At 75.0% G+C, this 17,835-nt stretch carries 12 protein-coding genes; 7 read left to right on the top strand and 5 right to left on the bottom strand.

Annotated elements, in window-relative coordinates; translation table 11 throughout:
- Positions 1-272: 272 nt before the first annotated feature.
- Positions 273-1,916, bottom strand: coding sequence for an alkaline phosphatase D family protein (locus ACFVUH_RS16490; RefSeq protein ID WP_387913866.1), 1,644 nt, complete (start codon positions 1,914-1,916; stop codon positions 273-275).
- Between the two features lie 920 nt (positions 1,917-2,836).
- On the opposite strand from ACFVUH_RS16490, the gene ACFVUH_RS16485 reads away from it, so the two are divergent.
- The 5 genes from ACFVUH_RS16485 to ACFVUH_RS16465 all read left to right on the top strand — a co-directional run bounded on the left by ACFVUH_RS16485 (position 2,837) and on the right by ACFVUH_RS16465 (position 10,201).
- The gene (locus ACFVUH_RS16485) at positions 2,837-3,700 is read left to right on the top strand and encodes an SAM-dependent chlorinase/fluorinase (protein ID WP_355371812.1); all 864 of its coding nucleotides are present in this window, start codon (positions 2,837-2,839) and stop codon (positions 3,698-3,700) included.
- A gap of 7 nt (positions 3,701-3,707) precedes the next feature.
- Complete coding sequence (locus ACFVUH_RS16480; protein ID WP_387913865.1) at positions 3,708-4,751, top strand: DMT family transporter; 1,044 nt, start codon at positions 3,708-3,710, stop codon at positions 4,749-4,751.
- Positions 4,748-5,719: a quinone oxidoreductase family protein gene (locus tag ACFVUH_RS16475; RefSeq protein ID WP_387913864.1), complete on the top strand. Its 972-nt coding sequence runs from the start codon at positions 4,748-4,750 to the stop codon at positions 5,717-5,719. Before ACFVUH_RS16480 ends, ACFVUH_RS16475 begins: the two co-directional genes overlap by 4 nt.
- 153 nt (positions 5,720-5,872) lie before the next feature.
- Positions 5,873-7,885 carry an FAD/NAD(P)-binding protein gene (locus ACFVUH_RS16470; protein WP_355371803.1) on the top strand — a complete coding sequence of 671 codons (2,013 nt, stop codon included), beginning with the start codon at positions 5,873-5,875 and terminating at the stop codon, positions 7,883-7,885.
- A 276-nt stretch (positions 7,886-8,161) separates the two neighbouring features.
- Entirely contained in the window at positions 8,162-10,201 is a 2,040-nt protein-coding gene (locus tag ACFVUH_RS16465) for an amidohydrolase family protein (protein WP_387913888.1), read from the top strand.
- 30 nt (positions 10,202-10,231) lie between these two features.
- Here the strand turns inward: ACFVUH_RS16465 and ACFVUH_RS16460 are convergent, their stop codons facing one another.
- From ACFVUH_RS16460 to ACFVUH_RS16445, 4 genes are all read right to left on the bottom strand, one after another.
- Complete coding sequence (locus ACFVUH_RS16460; RefSeq protein WP_387913862.1) at positions 10,232-11,233, bottom strand: alpha/beta hydrolase; 1,002 nt, start codon at positions 11,231-11,233, stop codon at positions 10,232-10,234.
- A 126-nt stretch (positions 11,234-11,359) separates the two neighbouring features.
- Positions 11,360-12,328: a helix-turn-helix domain-containing protein gene (locus ACFVUH_RS16455; RefSeq protein WP_387913861.1), complete on the bottom strand. Its 969-nt coding sequence runs from the start codon at positions 12,326-12,328 to the stop codon at positions 11,360-11,362.
- A 116-nt stretch (positions 12,329-12,444) separates the two neighbouring features.
- The gene (locus ACFVUH_RS16450; protein WP_387913859.1) at positions 12,445-15,189 is read right to left on the bottom strand and encodes a BREX system ATP-binding domain-containing protein; all 2,745 of its coding nucleotides are present in this window, start codon (positions 15,187-15,189) and stop codon (positions 12,445-12,447) included.
- A 47-nt stretch (positions 15,190-15,236) separates the two neighbouring features.
- The gene (locus tag ACFVUH_RS16445) at positions 15,237-16,346 is read right to left on the bottom strand and encodes a 4Fe-4S binding protein (RefSeq protein ID WP_387913858.1); all 1,110 of its coding nucleotides are present in this window, start codon (positions 16,344-16,346) and stop codon (positions 15,237-15,239) included.
- Between the two features lie 319 nt (positions 16,347-16,665).
- On the opposite strand from ACFVUH_RS16445, the gene ACFVUH_RS16440 reads away from it, so the two are divergent.
- Positions 16,666-17,280, top strand: coding sequence for a hypothetical protein (locus ACFVUH_RS16440; protein ID WP_387913857.1), 615 nt, complete (start codon positions 16,666-16,668; stop codon positions 17,278-17,280).
- A gap of 93 nt (positions 17,281-17,373) precedes the next feature.
- On the top strand, positions 17,374-17,754 hold the full coding sequence (locus ACFVUH_RS16435) for a hypothetical protein (RefSeq protein WP_387913855.1): 381 nt from the start codon (positions 17,374-17,376) through the stop codon (positions 17,752-17,754).
- Positions 17,755-17,835: the final 81 nt, after the last annotated feature.

Below are 17,835 nucleotides of genomic sequence, written 5' to 3'. Positions count from 1 at the left end.
TACCGGGGACCAGGGGCTCGGTCCGCCGTCCGGCGCGCCGAGGGCGGCGCCGAGCGGTGGTGACCGTCGACCCGGGGTTCCCCTGCCGCAGATGGTCCACGGCCCTGCTCTACGGCCGATCAACGGCCGATCACCGCAGGTTCACGACACCTCCGCATCGTCCACGAACCCTCCCGAGAAGGGCGCGACGGTTCCGGGGGCAGGCATGGATCCGGCCCGGGCGTACCGCATCGGGGAACGGTACGACCGGGCCGGTGATCGGGGGCGGGGCGTCAGACGCGCTGCATGCCCGGGTTGTAGGCCTCGGTGACGAAGGAGGCGGCGGTGCTGACGGTGCCGCCCGGGCGGGTGATGTGCGAGATCACCCGGTAGTCGGCCCGGGCGTGCTCCTCGTTGAGCGTGATCGTGGTGTAGCCGCGCCGCCCGTCGTAGAACTTCATGTGCGGGTTGGCCGCCGTCAGGGTGCCCCAGTTGCCCGGGTGCTCCTCGCCGTCGCCGTCACTGGCGATCGAGGTGCCGACGATCTCGACGCCGACGGTCCGCGAGTTCGGGTCGTCGAAGTTGCGCTTGACGTCCATCGCGTAGGCGACGTGCACGTCACCGGTGAGGATGACGAGGTTCTCGACGCCGATGTCCTCGACGCCGGCCAGCAGCCGCTCACGGGCGGCCGGGTAGCCGTCCCAGGCGTCCATGGACAGCTTGGAGGTCGCCGCGGTGGTGTTCTTCCGGCGGGAGAAGACCACCTGCTGCGGGACGACGTTCCACACCGCCTTGGACTTGCGGAAGCCGTCCAGCAGCCAGCGCTCCTGGGTGGCGCCCATCAGGGTGCGGGTCGGGTCCTCCGACTCCGGGGTGGGGAACTGCCAGCCGTCGCCGTTGGCCTGGTCGGAGCGGTACTGGCGGGTGTCGAGGATGTCGAACTGCGCCAGCTTGCCGTAGTGGTGGCGGCGGTACAGCTTGAGGTCGGTGGCGTCGGGCTTGGGCATGCGCAGCGGCATGTTCTCCCAGTACGCGCGGGTGGCGGCGGCGCGGCGGGCGACGAAGGCCTCCACCGACTGGTTCTTCTCCGGGATGCCCGCGGCGTAGTTGTTCTCGACCTCGTGGTCGTCCCAGGTGACGTACCAGGCGTGCGCGGCGTGCGCGGCCTGCAGGTCCGGGTCGAGCTTGTAGAGGGCGTACCGCAGGCGGTAGTCCTCCAGGTTGGTGGTCTCGTGGTTGAACAGCGCCGGCAGGGTGCGGTCGGTGTACTTGCGGTCGCCGCCGACGGCGTCGATGCCGTATTCGTAGATGTAGTCGCCGACGTGGAAGACGGCGTCCAGGTCTTCGTCGGCCAGGTGCTTGTAGGCGGTGAAGTAGCCGTCCTCGTAGGCCTGGCAGGAGACGAGGCCGAAGCGGACCTCGTCGATCTTCCGGCCGCGCGCCGGGGAGGTGCGGGTGCGGCCGACCGGGCTGACCCAGCCGCCGACCTTGAAGCGGTACCAGTAGACGCGGTCCGCGTCGAGGCCGTCGACGTCGACGTGCACGGCGTAGTTGAACTCGGCGTAGGCCTTGGCGGTGCCGCGCCGGGTGACCTTGCGGAAGGCCTCGTCGCGGGCGATCTCCCAGTCGACCTTGACCACGCCGGTGGGCGGCAGGCCGTTGCCGGGCTCCAGGGGGCGAGGGGCCAGACGGGTCCAGAGCACGACGGCGTCGCTGAGCGGGTCCCCGGAGGCGATGCCGAGGGTGAACGGGTTCTCGGTCAGGGCGCGGGGCGCGATCTCGGCGTCGGCGGCGTGCGCGCTCGGCAGGTTGGTGGTGAACGCCAGCGCGGCGGCGGCCGAGGTGACGGTCAGGAAGCGGCGGCGGCCGATCCCCAGCCGGGTCGCGGCCTCCCGGAACTGCTGGTCGTGCGAGGCCTGGTCGTCTGTGCGGGCCATGGGTCTGGACTGCCTTCCGTACGCTGGGCGTGACCGGCGGGTGACACCGGCTGTGTACGGAGGGTATTGGAGTGGACCCTGCGGTACGGCGAGCATCGCGGCACCGGCGCAGAAGTGATCATCAGGTGATGACGGCAGCCGAATCGGGCAATCGGACGATAATGCCCCCTCGCCGCCGACGGGCCGTCGGCGCCGCCGCACCGTCGGGCCGACACGGGGTCTGCAACCGAATGGGGCGGCCGGCGCGGACCCGCCCGCCCCACTCGGCCTGCCGGCCCTGCCCGCTCGCGGATGGGCGGGCGCCGCCCGTCCCTCCACCGCGAGCGGGTGGCCGTCCGCGAACACGGCCTCCCGGCCTGTGCGGACGCCGACCAGCAGGTCTTCGATCGGGCTCCGGTGACCAGCGCTCGAAAGCGCCCCGGAACGCCCCGAGCACGCCCGCCCACCGTAGCGCTCCCCGACCGGCGTGTCAGGGCAATCACCTTGAGCGGAAGGCGAGTTCGGCGGGAGTCCCGAGCGTGATCACGACCGCGAACGAGCCGCAGCCAATCACGCCGCGGCGCCCGGCCGCAAATCGGGCACCGGGAACCGACGCACCGTCATGAACCTGACCCACCAGCCGGGTTCGGCGGTTCCGCCGACGCGGTCCCGCCCGCCCCGGTCCGTGTCCGCCCGGTGAAATCCCCGGACGGACACATTTCCGGTCCGCCAATATTCCGGCAAACGGCCGGTATCGTTCCGCTTCTTCAGAACGACTTCATACAGCCGAAACAGCCCACGCTTTCTTCGCCGCCGACCGGGTGCTAGCCTCGCTTCAATCTCGCGCCGCTTGAACCGCCCTTTACCCGGGTGATTCACCGCCGGAAATCCTGGACAGCCATGCACGCCACCCCGTTTCGGTAATCCTGAAAGGGTTCAGCATGTCCGCTCCCGCCAGTACCCCCGCCACCCCCGCCGGCCCCGGCCTGCTCACGCCCCGACCGATCGTCGGGCTGCTCACCGACTTCGGGCTCGTCGACGACGCCGTCGGCATCTGCAAGGGCATGGTGCTCAGCATCGCCCCGCACGCCAACATCGTCGACGTCACGCACGACGTCACGCCGTTCGACATCTACGAGGCCGGCCTGTACATCCGCGACTCGTTCCGCTACTTCCCGCCCGAGGCGGTCTTCGCCTGCGTCACCTTCCCGCACACCGGCGTCCAGGACAACGCGATCGGGGTGCGTACGCCCCAGGGGCACACCTACTTCGCCCCCGACAACGGACTGCTCACCCGGATCGTCAAGGAGGCGGGCGTCGCCGAGGTCCGCCGGATCACCGCCGAGAAGGTTCGCCGACCCGTCATCGACCCGACGTTCTACGGCCGCGACATCGTCATTTCGGCCGCCGCGCACATCGCCAACGGAGTGCCGTTCAGTGAGATCGGCGAGGAAATCGACGCCGCCGGGATCACCCTTCTGGAGATCGCCGAACCGGTCGTCGAGGGCGACTGGATAATCGGCGAGGTGGCGATTCTCGACAAGAACTACGGGAACGTCTGGACGAGCATCACCCGGGAATTCCTGGACACCCGGGGCATCGACTTCGACACCGAGCTGGAGATCGAGATCGGCGGCGCCCGGCTCACCACCCCGCTGCGCCGCACCTTCGGCGAGACCGGCGAGGGCGAGCCGCTCGCCTACATCGCCAGCCGCGACCAGCTCGGACTCGCCCTCAACCAGGGCGACTTCGCCGCCCGGTACGGGGTCGAGCGCGGGCACGCGGTCCGCGTGAAGGTGCGCTGATCCCACCGTGCGCGCGCAGGGGTACGCATTCGCGCTGCTGACCGCCGCCTTCTTCGGCGCCGGCGCCGTGCTGGCCAACCGGGTCACCCGCGAGATCGACCCGCTGCTCACCACCGGGCTCAACCTGTCGATCGGCGCCGTGCTGCTGGCCACCCAGCTGGCGGTACGGCGCCGACCGCTGGTCCCGCGTGGCCTGACCGGGCGGGACTGGATCCGGCTGGGCTTCGTCTCGGTGGTCGGCACCGGCCTCTCGCTGGCCCTGGTGATCGGCGGACTGAGCCGGACCAGCCCGGTCAACGGCGGCTTCCTCATCCAGCTCCAGGGCCCGACGGCCGTCCTGGCCTCCGTGCTGCTGCTCGGCGACCGGCTGCGCGGGTGGCAGTCGGCCGGGCTCGCGGTCACGCTGGCCGGCGGGGTGCTGGTGGTGCTGCGCGACCCCGGCGCGGGCTTCACCTCCGTCGGCACCGGCGACCTGCTGGTACTGGCGGGCGCGGTGCTGGCCGGGCTCGCCTTCCTGCCCGCCAAGACGCTGATGGCCAAGGTGCCGGCGCTGCAACTGGGCCTGTGGCGGCTGGTCCCGGCGGCGGTGGTGCTGCTGCCGGTCCTGCTGCTCACCCCGGGTCCGCTGCGCTGGCACCCGACGGCGGGCACGCTCGGGCTCCAACTCCTGCTCGCCGTCACCAACTTCTGCCTCGCCTACGTCACCCTGCACCTGGCGCTGGAGCGGCTGCGCCCCTGGGAGACGGCGAGCGTGCTGCAACTGGAGCCGGCGTTCACGGTGCTCGTCGCCCTGCTGGCGCTCGGGCTCGCGCCGACGCCGCTGCAACTGCTGGGCGGGGTGCTGATGATCGGCGGCGGACTGCTCGCCAACCGGCCCGCACCGACCCGCGGCCCCGCACCCGCGACCCCGCCCGCGCCGGCGACCCCCTCCGCACCGGCCGCCACCCCCGCACCGGCGTCCCGGCCGGCCCACGACCCGGGCGACGGCGACCCGCCGCCGCCCGTTCCCACCCGACCCGCCTACCAGAACAGCCGAGGTACCACCCCATGAAGGCGATCCGCGTCCACGCCCCCGGCGGCCCCGAGCAGCTCCAGGTCGACGACGTCCCGGTGACCGAGCCCGCCGCCGGCGAGATCCGCATCCGCACCGAGGTCATCGGCGTCAACTACGTCGACGTCTACCACCGCCAGGGCGTCTTCCCCGTCGCCCTGCCGTTCGTCCCGGGCATGGACGCCGTCGGCACGGTCGACGCCGTCGGCCCCGGTGTCACCGAGCTGTCCGTCGGCGACCGCGTCGCCTACGGTGAACTCCCCGGCGCCTACGCCGAGTTCGTCACGGTCCCGGTGCGGCTGGCGACCACCGTGCCGGACGGCCTCGACTCCGGGACGGCCGCCGCCGCGATGCTCCAGGGGCTCACGGCGCACTACTTGGCGCACGACTCGCACCCGATCGCCAAGGGCCAGGTGGTCGTGGTGCACGCCGCCGCCGGCGGGGTCGGGCAGTTCCTGGTCCAGTTCGCCAAGCGCGCCGGGGCGCACGTCATCGGCACCGTCTCCACCGACGAGAAGGCCGCGCTGGTCACCGAACTCGGCGCCGACCACGTCGTGCGCTACGACCGGGAGAACTTCCGCGAGGCCGTCCACCGGATCACCGACGGCGCGGGCGTCGACGCGGTCTACGACTCGGTCGGCAAGGACACCTTCCTCGACGGCCTCGACTCGCTGCGCCCGCGCGGCACCCTCGTCGTCTACGGCCGGGCCAGCGGCACGCCCGACCCGATCGACCCGTTCACGCTGGTGCAGAAGGGCTCGCTGAAGCTCACCTGGCCCAGCCTCACCCACCACGTGCTCACCCGCGAGGACTTCACCGCCCGCACCGGCGACCTCTTCGCCGGACTCCTCGACGGCACCCTGCGGGCCCGGATCGACCGCACCTTCGACTTCGCCGACGCCCCCGCCGCGCACGCCCGGCTGGAGCGCCGGGAGAGCCTCGGCAAGATCCTGCTGCGCCACCCGTAGGCGCCCGCAGGCGCCCGCAGGCCCCCGCAGGCACCCGTAGGCACCCGTAGGCACCAAGACCGACGCCCCGCCGGACGCCGCCCGCGCCCGGCGGGGCGTCACCTGCCCCGACAACCGGTCCGAACGGCCCCAAGCACGGGAGGACACTCACCCATGGCTCCCCACTCCCCCGGCCCGACCGCCGCCCGCCACCGCCGGATCGCCGTGGTCGGCGCCGGCCCGCGCGGCCTGTCCGTCCTCGAACGTCTGCTGGCCAACGAGCGCTCCCGCCCGTCGGCCGCCGCCCTCACCGTCCACCTCGTCGACCCCTACCCGCCCGGCGCCGGCCGGGTCTGGCGCACCAACCAGTCCCGGCTGCTGCTGATGAACACCGTGGCCTCGCAAGTCACCGCCTACACCGACCCGAGCGTCGCGATCGACGGCCCGGTCGAGGAGGGCCCCAGCCTCTACACCTGGGCCAAGTCCGCCGTCCCGCAGGGCGCTCCGGGCGAGTACGACGACCAGGTGCGGGCCGAGGCCCGCGCGCTCACCCCCGACGCCTACCCGACCCGCGCCTTCTACGGCCGCTACCTGCGCGACGTCCACCGCCGGGTGCGCGCCGGCGCCCCGGCGCACTGCCGGATCGTCGAGCACCGCACCCGCGCCGTCCGGCTGACCGACGCCGACCCGGTGCCCGGCGCCGCCCAGGTGCTGGTCCTCGCCAACGGCCGCCGGATCGCCGACCTGGACGCGGTGGTGCTGGCCCTCGGCCACCTGGCGACCGGCCCCACCGGCGCGGAACGCACCCTGACCCGGGCCGCCGCCACCCACGGCCTCGTCCACCTGCCGCCCGCCAACCCGGCCGACCTCGACCTCGCCGCCCTGCTGCCCGGCCGCCCGGTCCTGTTCCGCGGCCTGGGCCTCAACTTCTTCGACCACCTCGCCCTGCTCACCCGCGGCCGCGGCGGCCGGTTCGCCGAACGCGACGGCCGGCTCGTCTACCACCCCTCCGGGCAGGAGCCGCTGATCCTGGCCGGCTCGCGGCGCGGCGTCCCCTACCACGCGCGCGGCGAGAACGAGAAGGGCGCGCACGGCCGCCACCACCCCCGGCTGCTCACCGAGGACCACGCGGCCCGGCTGCGCGAACGGGCCGCCGCCGGCAAGCCGGTGCGCTTCGCCCGCGACCTGTGGCCGCTGGTCGCCCGCGAGGTCGAGGCCGTCTACTACGCCACCCTGCTCGCCGCCGCCGGCCGCCCGGAGGACGGCGAACGGCTCGCCGAGGAGTACCTGGCCGCCGCCGGCCCCACCCGCACCGCCGCGCTGCTCGACCGCCACGGGATCCCCGCCGCGCAGCGCTGGGACTGGCACACGCTCGCCCACCCGTACGCGGGCCTGCGCTTCGCCTCCCGCGCCGAGCACCGCGCCTGGATCGTCGAGCGCCTGGAGCGCGACGTGCGCGAGGCCCGGGCCGGCAACCTCAGCGGCCCGCTCAAGGCCGCCCTGGACGTGCTGCGCGACCTGCGCAACGAGATCCGGCTGGCCGTCGACCACGGCGGCATCGAGGGCTCCTCCTACCGCGACGACCTGGAGTCCTGGTACACCCCGCTGAACGCCTTCCTCTCGATCGGCCCGCCGGCCTCCCGGATCGACGAGCTGCGCGCCCTGATCGAGGCCGGGGTGGTCGACCTGCTCGGCCCGGACGTCCGGATCGCCCTCGACCCGCGCGGCACCCCGCCCGCCTTCACCGCCCACTCCCCCGCGATCGACGCACCGCCGCTGCGCGCCGCCGTCCTCGTCGAGGCCCGGCTGCCCGAACCCGACCTGCGGCGCACCGGCGACCGCCTGCTGCGCGGACTGCTGGACGACGGCCAGGCCGGCGTCTACCGGATCCCCGACGCGACCGGCCCCGGGTACGAGACGGGCGGGCTGGCGGTCAGCGAGCGGCCGTACCACCTGCTCGACGCGAAGGGGCGGGCGCACCCGCGCCGCTTCGCCTACGGTGTCCCCACCGAGGCGGTGCACTGGGTCACCGCGGCCGGCATCCGACCCGGCGTCAACTCGGTGACGCTGGGCGACTCCGACGCCATCGCGCGCGCCGTCCTCGCGCTGCGCCCGCTGCGCCCGGCCGTCGCCGTGGTCCCCGCCCAGCGCCGCCCCGCCCCGCGCACGCCCGTCCACCCCGGCTGACGCCGGCCACCGCCGCCCCGGTCCCCTCCGTCCCGCCGGACGGAGGGGGCCGGGGCTTTCGCGGTGCCCCGCCGGACGCCGGGAGCGGGGGTGCGCTGGCGGGACGGCGGCCGTGCGCTGTGGGCCGATTCGGCACCGGACCAGCGAACTAGCGTCTCAGCGTCGGTGGGAGGAACGGGCCCGGCCCCCGGGCCCGTTCGGCCGCCGCACCCCTCTCCGCCGCCCACGCCGGGCAGCGGTCGCACCCCAGCACAGGAGGCTTTCGAGGTGTCTGTCATGCCGGTCGGCGGGATCGTCCCCCGCACGGAGGAGGATGTCGCCGGGAACGCCGCCGACCTCGTCGTCCGCAACGCCAGGATCCACACCGGGGACGCCCGCCGCCCGCAGGCCGGTGCCCTCGCCGTCCGGGACGGCGTGATCACCGGCGTCGGGGACGACGCGGACGTCGCCCCGTTCGTCGGACCGTCCACCACCGTGGTGGGCGCGCTCGGCCGGCGCGTCGTGCCCGGCCTCAACGACGCGCACCTGCACGTCATCCGGGGCGGCCTCAGCTACGTGCTGGAGCTGCGCTGGGACGGCGTGCGCTCGCTGCGCCAGGCGCTCGCGATGCTGCGCGAGCAGGCCGCCCGCACGCCCTCGGGCCAGTGGGTGCGCGTGGTCGGCGGCTGGTCGGCCGAGCAGTTCGCCGAGCGCCGGCCGCCGACCCCCGCCGAGCTGAACGAGGCCGCGCCGGACACCCCGGTGTTCGTGCTGCACCTCTACCAGTCGGCGATCCTCAACCGCGCCGCGCTGAAGGCCGTCGGCTACGACGCGACCACCCCCGACCCCAAGGGCGGCCAGATCGTCCGGGGCCGCGGCGGCGAGCCCACCGGCATGCTGCTGGCCGCCCCCGGCGCCCTGGTCCTCTACTCCACGCTGGCCAAGGCGCCCGCCCTGCCGCCGGAGGACCGCAAGGCCTCCACCCGGCACTTCCTGCGCGAGCTGAACCGCTTCGGCCTGACCTCCGCGATCGACGCCGCCGGCGGCTTCCAGAACTTCCCGGAGAACTACGCGACGGTGACCGAGCTCGCCCGGGAGGGCCTGCTCTCGCTGCGCATCGCCTACCACCTGTTCCCGCAGACCGGCGGGCAGGAGCTGGACGACCTCAGGCGCTGGATCGAGGCGGTCCGCCCGGAGGACGGCGACGAGTGGCTGCGACTCAACGGCGCCGGCGAGAACCTCACCTGGGCCGCCGCCGACTTCGAGAACTTCGCCGAGCCCCGCCCCGAACTCGGTTCCTACGAAGCCGAGTTCGAGAAGGCCGTCCGGCTGCTCATGGAGAACGGCTGGGGCTTCCGGCTGCACGCCACCTACGACGAGACCATCCGACGCGACCTCGCCGTCTTCGAGAAGCTCGCCGCCGAGGGCCTCTTCCCGCAGGGCAACCGCTGGCTGTTCGACCACGCGGAGACCGTGTCCCGGGAGAGCCTGGACCGGATCGCCCGGCTCGGCGGCGCGCTCTCCGTGCAGAACCGCCTCTCCTTCCAGGGCGAGACGTTCACCCGCCGCTACGGTGCCGGCGCCGCCGCCGAGGCCCCGCCGATCCGGGCGATGCTGGACCGCGGCCTGAACGTCGCCGCCGGCACCGACGCCACCCGGGTCTCCTCCTACAACCCGTGGGTCGCCCTGCACTGGCTGGTCTCCGGCCGCACGGTCGGCGGCCTGGCGATGCGCCCGGCGCAGAACCGGGTGGACCGGGCGACGGCGCTCGCGATGTACACCGCCGCGGGCGCGGCCCTCACCGGCGAGCAGGACGTCAAGGGCGTGCTGCGGCCCGGCTGCTACGGCGACCTCGCGGTGCTGTCCGACGACTTCTTCACCGTGCCCGAGCACGAGATCCCGGACATCGAGTCCGTGCTGACCGTGGTCGGCGGCGTCCAGACCGTCCTCACGGCCGCGGCGGCCGTCACCGCCGCGGTCGGCGGCGGCGGCGACGCCCGGTACCCGCTGATCGTGCTGCTGGGCCTGGCCATGGGTCTGCAGAACGCGGTGGCCCGCCGGCTCGGCGTGCCCGACCTCACCACCACCGTGCTCACCCTCACCCTGACCGGCCTGGCCGCCGACTCCCCGGCGGCGGGCGGTGCCGGGCCCCGCCCGGGTCGCCGGATCCTGTCGGCGCTCGCGATGCTGCTCGGCGGCCTGGTGGGCGCGGTCCTGGTCCGGCACGGGCAGCCGTCCGTCGCGCTGGCCCTGGCCGCACTGCTGCTGCTGGCCACCGCCGTCACCGCCCGCCGGCTCTCGGCCGCGGACGCCCCCTGGGCGCCGCCGGTCTCCTGAGCGGCGCACGTCGCCCTGGACCGCCGCTCCTCACCAGGGGCGGCGGTGCAGGGCGACGTGCACGGTGTCGACGACCTGGATCATCGCGGCCCGCGCGGTGCCGGTCGGGCAGCTCCCGGCCAGCAGCAGGAAGCCGTGCACCGTCCCCTGGTAGCGGGTCGCCACCACCGGGACACCGGCCGCCCGGAGCCGGGCCGCGTAGGCCTCGCCCTCGTCGCGCAGGACGTCGGCCTCGGCGGTGACCACCAGGGCCGGGGGCAGCCCGGCGAGCTGGTCCAGGGTGGCGCGCAGCGGCGCGGCGGTCGCCTCCCGGCGCCGCCGTTCGTCGGGCAGGTAGGCGTCCCAGTAGCGGCGCATGTGGTCGCGGTGCAGGAAGTAGCCCTTGGCGAAGCGGTGGTAGGACGGGGTGTCGAAGTCGGCGTCGGTGACCGGGCAGACCAGCACCTGCTGGACCAGCCGGACGTCCCCGCGCTCGCCGGCCAGCAGGGTCAGGGCGGCCACCAGGTTGGCGCCCGCCGAGTCGCCGACGGCGGCGACCCGCTCCCCCGCCAGCCCGATCTCGTGGCCGTGCTCCCGGATCCACCGCAGGACGGCGTAGCACTGCTCGATCGCCACCGGGTAGCGCGCGCCGGGCGCCCGCGCGTAGTCGACGTGGACCACGGCGGCGTCGGTGCCCAGGGCGAGCTCCCGGACCAGCCGGCGGTGGCCGGTGGCGTCGCCGGGCGTCCAGCCGAGGCCGGGCAGGAACAGCACTACGGGGCACGGATCGGCGGCGCCGGCCGGCCTGGTCACCTGGACGGGCACCCGCCCGGTGGGACCGCAGGGCAGCGCGAGCCACTCCTCGGTGGTGGCGCCCGGATCGTCCGGACCGGTCCCGTCGCCGGGAGCCGCCGCGGGCGCGTCGGCGGGCGGCGGTGCGAAGAGGTGCGGCGGTTCCGCCGCGGTCCGGTCGGCCGCCCGGGCGGCCAGGAACTCCCGGAGCGCCCGGTCGAGCACCGGTCCGTGGTCGGGGAAGGGGATGGGGTCGGGCAACTCTTCGCTCCTGGCTTTCGGTCGGTCGTGCGCTGCGGAGCCGCCCGGGGTTGCGGGGCCGCGGGGCGCGGTCCGGGGGGCGCGCCGGCCCGTCAGCCGGGCAGGTCCGTCAGCCGGGCAGGTCCGTCAGCCGGGCAGGTCCGCTCCCGCCCCGCGCCCGGCGCGCCAGTCCCGCGGCGGCACCCCGTAGGCGGCGCGGAAGGCCCGGCTGAAGTGCGCCGGATTGACGAACCCCCAGCGCTGGGCGACCGCCGAGACCGTCGGCGCGGTCCGTCCGCGCCGGGCCAGCTCACGGGCGCACTCCTCCAGGCGGCGCCGCTGGACGAGCTTGCCCACCGTCACCCCTTCGCCCTCGAACAGCCGGTGCAGGTAGCGGACGGAGATGTGGTGGGCCTGGGCGATCGGCTCGGGCGCGAGTTCGGGGTCGCCCAGGTGCCGGTCGATGTACCAGCGCACCCGGCGGACCAGCTGCGCGTTGGGTGTGTCCGGCCCGTCCGCCGCCCGGGTCAGGGTGAGCTGGGCGACCAGCGCGCTCAGCAGGTCGGCGAGGCTGCCGGCCAGCCGGTCGCCGACCGGCACGGGGTAGGAGTGCGCGGAGGCGGCCAGGCCGTCCAGGAACGGCAGCAGCACCGGTCCGCACCCGTCCGCCGGGCCGACGGCCGTCGCCGACGCCCGCCGCAGGTCCTGCTCCGGCACGCCCAGCAGCCGGCGCGGCAGGTGGAACAGGTGGGTGCGGAAGCGCTCCGGGTAGTCGAAGGCGTACGGGCGGGCCGTGTCGTACAGCACGAGCCCGCCGGCCGCCACCTCGGCCCGGCGGCCGTCCTGCACCAGCACGGCCCGGCCGGAGACCTGTACGCCGACGCCGACCTGCGGTTCGCTGCGCGGGGCCCGGGCGATCAGGGCCGCCGTGCGGGAGAAGCGGGCGGCGTCCGCCTCCAGGGTGGAGACCCGCACGTGGCCGAGCCGGTGCGAGACCAGCAGCCCGTCGAACGGCCGCCCGGTGAGCGGGCGCAGTTCGAGCGGTACCAGCGTCCGCGACAGGGCCCCGCCCAGGTACGCCGCCTTCTCGCCGTCCGGGACCGAGGTGGTCGTCACCCGCACGCCCATCTGACCGCCTTCCGTCGAAATCCCTGCACGATCAGCCTGACCGAAAGGGCAAACGCCGCGTTAGGTCATCTGACTGTCGTACTGAGTACGCGTCGGCGGTCGGCTCAGCGGGCGACCGGGTGGCCGAGGGCGTGGGCGAGCGCGGCGCGGGAGGTGATCCCGAGCTTGGGGAAGATCTTGTAGAGATGCGCCGCGACCGTGCGCGGCGACAGCCGCAGCCGCTGGCCGATCTCCTTGTTGGTCAGGCCGGTCGCGGCCAGCCGGGCGATCCGCAGCTCCTGGCCGGTCAGCAGGGCCGGCACGGACGGGGCCTCGGACGGTCCGCGCTGCGGCGGGACCAGCGCGTCGCCCGCCGCCCGCAGCTCCTCCTCGCACTGCGCCGCCCAGGGCGCGGCCTCCAGCCGGCGGAACACGTGGTGGGCCGTGCGCAGCACCTCCCGGGCCCCCGAGCGGTGGCGGCGGCGCAGCCAGGAGCCGTGGGCGAGCCGCAGCCGGGCGAGGTCGAAGGCCCACCGCTCGGCGCCCGGCACCTCGTAGGCGGCGCGGTAGGCGTCGTCGGCGTCCTCGTCCGCGGCGGCCACCGCGGTGGCCGCCGCGACCAGGAAGGCGTGCCGGCCGGAGATCTCCGCGGAGCGGGCCCGCCGGACGGCCGCGAGGTGGGCGAGCGCCTCCTCGCGCCGGCCGGCGTGCACGGCCGCGGCCACCAGGTCGAACACCAGCGCGTGGTGCCGGGGCGGGGAGCCCGCCGGCCGCCCCGCCGGGAGGAGCCCGCAGAAGTGCCCGTACGCCTCCTCGTGGCGCTGGTGGGCGAGCGCGGCCAGCCCGCGCAGATGCGTCAGGCGGTCGAGCACGAACCGCATCCGGGCCCGGACGGCGGTCGGCCGCACGGCCCGCTCGACGGCGTCCAGCCCGGCCTCGTCGCCGCGCCCGGCCAGGAAGGCGGCGTGGTACTGGCGGAACAGCAGGGCGTTGGTGCGGTAGCCGAGTTCCTCGGCGATCTCCGCCTCGCGCAGGCAGTCGTCGGCCCGCTCCCAGTCGCCGAGCAGGAAGTCCTGGTGGCTCTTGGCCTTCGCCACCGAGCCCTGGCCCGCGTAGCCGTGCAGCCGGGTGAAGCGCTGCCACAGGTCGGCCTCGGGGCAGTCGAGGGCCGAGGTGGTCCAGAGCAGCAGCCAGGCGGCGCCGGCCTCCTGCTCCGCGGTGAGGTCCCCGGCCACCGCCAGCAGGGCGTCGGCGACGCCCGGGCCCGGCTCCGTCCAGGCGCGCAGGCAGAGCCGGCCCACCTCGGAGACGGCGTCCCGGTGGCGCTGCAGCGCCTGCCAGGCCCAGGGGTCGTCGGTGTAGCTGGCGGCCAGCAGCAGTTTGAAGAAGGCCTGCTCGACCAGCCCGCCGAAGGTGTCCGCGCCCGGCGCGGTCATGGTGTCGAGGGCGGCCGGCAGCAGGGCGGCCGAGGACGCGAAGTCGACGTGGTGGCTCTGGTCGGCGTAGACCACCGCGTAGGCGAACACCGGCGCGACGTCCGGCGGGACGGTGCCGGCCTTCAGCTCCTCCACCAGGGCGGCGGTGTGGCGCAGCTGCCCGCCGCGGGCGGCCATCACGGCGGCCCAGCTGAGCCGGCGGACGCGGTCGCCGGAGCCGGGGCTGAGCACGGCGGCGCGTTCGAGCAGCAGCGCGCCCTCGGCGTCGCCGCCGCGCCGGGCGAGGTCGCGGCCGGCCTCGGCCAGGCGGCCCGCGAGGTCCTCGTCCGGCAGCAGCGCGGCGGCGGCCTCGTGGACCAGCCGGCCGGGGTCGTCGGGCGCGAGGGTGTCCGCCAGGGTCCGGTGGGCCTCGCGGCGCGCGGCGTCGGAGGCCGCCGAGACCACGGCGGTACGGGCCAGCGGGTGACGGAACACCAGCTGCCCGGCGGCGTCGAGCCGGGCCAGGCCGTCCGCCTCGATCCGCTCCAGGGTCTGCCGCACCTCGCCGTCCGGGACGGCGCGCAGCCACACGCCGCTGCTGAGGTCCGGGCCGGTGGCCAGGGCGCCGAGCAGCAGCAGGCGGCCGGCCTCCGGGGTCATCGCGTCCAGCCGTTCGGCGAACATCCGCTCCAGCCGGCGCCCGAGCGGCAGCCGCTCGGGCAGCGGGGCGACCCCGCGCTGCTGGGCGGCGGCCAGCTGGCGGGGCAGCTCGACCAGGGCCAGCGGATTGCCGGCCGCCTCGGCGAGCACCCGGTCGCGGGTGCCGCCGGCCAGCTCCGGGTAGCAGGTGCCGAGCAGCGCGGCGGCGTCCGCCCGGGGCAGCGCCCGGACGTCGACGGGCTCGGCCGACCAGGTCCGGGTGGCCGCCCCGTCCGGGCGGGTGGCGCCGACGATCACCAGCGGCAGCTCGGCGCAGCGCCGGTGCAGGAAACCGAGGACGGTGGCGCTGGAGGAGTCGATCCAGTGCAGGTCGTCCAGCAACAGCAGGACCGGGGCGGTGCGCACGGCCTCGTCGAGCAGCGCGAGGGCGGCGGCGCCGACGGCGAAGCCGCTCGGGGTGCCGGAGCGGGCGCCGAACGCGCTCTCCAGGGCGTCCCGCTGGTGGGCGGAGAGCGCGTCGGAGCGCTGGAGCAGCGACCAGAGGGCCTGGTGCAGGGCGCCGAACGCGAGGTCGGTCTCGGCCTCGGCGCCGACGGCGCGCAGCACGGTGAAGCCGCGGTCGCGCGCGGTGCGCTCGGTCCAGGCGAGCAGGGTGCTCTTGCCGACACCCGCGTCGCCGCGCAGCAGCACGGTGGCGCCGCCCGTGCCGCCCCCGGCCCGGTCCAGGGCGGCGGTGAGCAGTTCGGTCTCCCGCTGCCGCCCGACCAGGGCCGGATCCTGCCTGTCGTGCGCCACGCGTCTTTCCTCTGAGGTCGGTCGGCCCCCCTGCGGGGCACCCCAGGCTATCGCCTGTCGGGGTCCCTCCTGCCCGCCGTGGGCGCGGGGGCGCTCCAGCCGCCGCTGACCTCCTTGACCGGCTTGTGCGGGAAGCGGCGCTCGGCGTACTCCCGGGCGCGCGAGCCGGGCAGGACGTAGAGGGTCTCGGTCTTCTCCTGGAGCGGGCGCAGCACGGTGTCCATGAAGTGCCGCCGGTCGTCGAGGTAGGGACCGAGGACGTCCTCGCCGGCCGGGCAGACGGCGAGGCAGTAGGCCGCCTTGTAGCTCGGCTTGAAGGCGAGGCTCTGCCACATCGAGGCGTTCTCGGCGTCGGTGACCCGGCCGCGGAAGTCGGCGGCGTCCTCGCTGTCGGCCACGGTCTGCACCCAGTCGGTGAAGCCGGCCATGAACTCGCGGTAGTTGTGGGTGGCGCAGGCCAGGAAGTCGAAGTCGCCGTCCTTGGTGATCGCGCCGACCGGGCAGGCGGCGACGCACAGCTTGCAGTCGACGCAGGGGTTGTAGTCGAGCGGTTCGCCGTACGCGCTCACCTCGGCGTCGAGCAGGAGGGTGGCGAGCAGCACGAAGCTGCCGTAGCGGGGGTGGATGACGTTGCGGTGCAGCCCCATGACGCCGAGGCCGGCGGCCACCGCGACCGTCTTGTGCGCGACCACCCAGATCCGGCCGGGGAAGTGCTCCATCTCCATGGGGAAGGTCGCCGAGGGGTTGACGGCGCGGTGGCCGGCGTCCTCCAGCGCGCGGACCACCGTGCGGGCCGCGTCGTTGACGAGTTCGCCGGCCCGGTGGAACTCCTGGTTGGCGACGCTGCGCGCGGCCGAGCGGACGTCGTCCCGGTTCATCCGGACGACGAGCGACACCAGCGTGCGCGCGCCGGGCAGGGCGTGCAGCACATGCTCGCGCTCCCCGGCGAGGTCCGGGTGGTCCAGGCCGACGGCCGCCGCGTCGTCGGCCCCGGCGCGCAGGCACAGCTCCCGCAGCCAGGCGGCGTCGATCGGCGGCGGCGGGGCGGCTTCGGCGCCGGCCTCGGTGCCGGCCTCGGTGCCGGACACGGCACGGGCGGCCAGCACCGCCCGCACCGAGGGGTGCTCGGCGAGCCTGCGCGGCAGCTTGGGTCCCATGGGCGGCCTCCGAATGCCTGTCAGTTCGGTTTTCCAACCAGCTCGGCGCCAGTCTGACGCATGGATAGTTTGAAAACAAGACTGACAAGACCGGCGCATCGGGACCGTCGTTCCCCCCGATCGGGACCAACGGCCCGCAGACCCGCCGCCGCCGGACCGGCAGGCTGTATCCCAGCAGGACAGCACGGCACCGAGGAAGACCCCAACACCGCACCGATGCACAGCAGTTGAACCGCACTACGGCACAGTCGCACGGTCCGGTCCGACAACCGTCGGTCCACCGAGGTCCCGCCCGGGACCCCCCACCGAGGAGCCCGCCATGGCCGTTCAGCACCTCTCCGCCGCCCGCACCTCCGGCAACCCCTTCCGTCGCGCCGCCGCCCACCGCACCGCCTCCGCCACCGCCTCCGCCCCGCTCACCGCGGGCGGCGCCGCCCTCGCCACCGCCCGGATCGCCCTCGGCGCGGTGTTCCTCTGGGCCTTCGCCGACAAGACCTTCGGACTCGGCTACTCCACCGCCGACGGCCGCGCCTGGATCGACGGCACCTCGCCCACCAAGGGCTTCCTGAGCCACGTCGCCGCCGGCCCGTTCCGCGAGACCTTCCACTCCATGGCCGGCCAGGCTTGGGCGGACTGGCTGTTCATGCTCGGCCTGCTCGGCATCGGGCTCGCCCTGGTCGGCGGTGTCGCCCTGCGGATCACCGCCGTCGGCGGAACCGCGCTGCTCGCCCTGATGTGGGCCGCCGAGTGGCCGCCCGCCCGCCACCTCGCCGACGGCAGCGCCAGCGGTTCGACCAACCCACTGCTCGACGACCACGTGCTCTACGCCGTCCTGCTCTTCGCCCTCGCCGCCACCGGCGCCGGCCGCACCTGGGGCCTCGCCCGCCGCTGGGCCGCCCTCCCGATCGTCCGCGACCACGCCTGGCTCCGCTGACCCACCACCCCCGACAGCCGGGGCCGGTCGCGATCTCCCCCGCGACCGGCCCCGGCTCGTTCCGCTTTTCGGGCCTCCTGAGAAGCTGGCGCCATGCCCAGGAAGCGCCCGCGCACCGCCGCCATGGCCGAACTGACGGCCGGCCTGCCGCCGGTCCAGTACACCTACGGCGCGGGCGTACCGTCGCCCGGCGGTGCCACCGAGTTCGTCGACGACCGGGGGCAGCGCTGGCGCAAGGTCCGCGGGCCGCTCGACCCCCGGCTGGTGAAGCGCCTGCTCACCACGGCCGACGCGGTGATCACCGGCCACGGTGCGGGTTCCTCGTTCCGGCACATCGCCGCAGCCGACCGCGCCGACACCTGGCAGGCCGTCAAGAACCGGCTGTCCGATACCGGCGAGTCCCCGACCTGTCGCCCCTTCGAGTTCGTCTCGGCCGACGGCCGGACCCTCCTCTACCTGGAGGAGTGGTGCTGAGGCGCTCCCCCGTCGCCCTCACCTTGCACGGTGGCACTTGCCGGGCACCTGCGGAACGTATCCGGAGTGGTCAATTCACCT

The organism is Kitasatospora sp. NPDC058032, assembly GCF_042885845.1.
GTDB lineage: Bacteria > Actinomycetota > Actinomycetes > Streptomycetales > Streptomycetaceae > Kitasatospora.
This window is presented reverse-complemented; position numbering and strand designations above follow the sequence as displayed.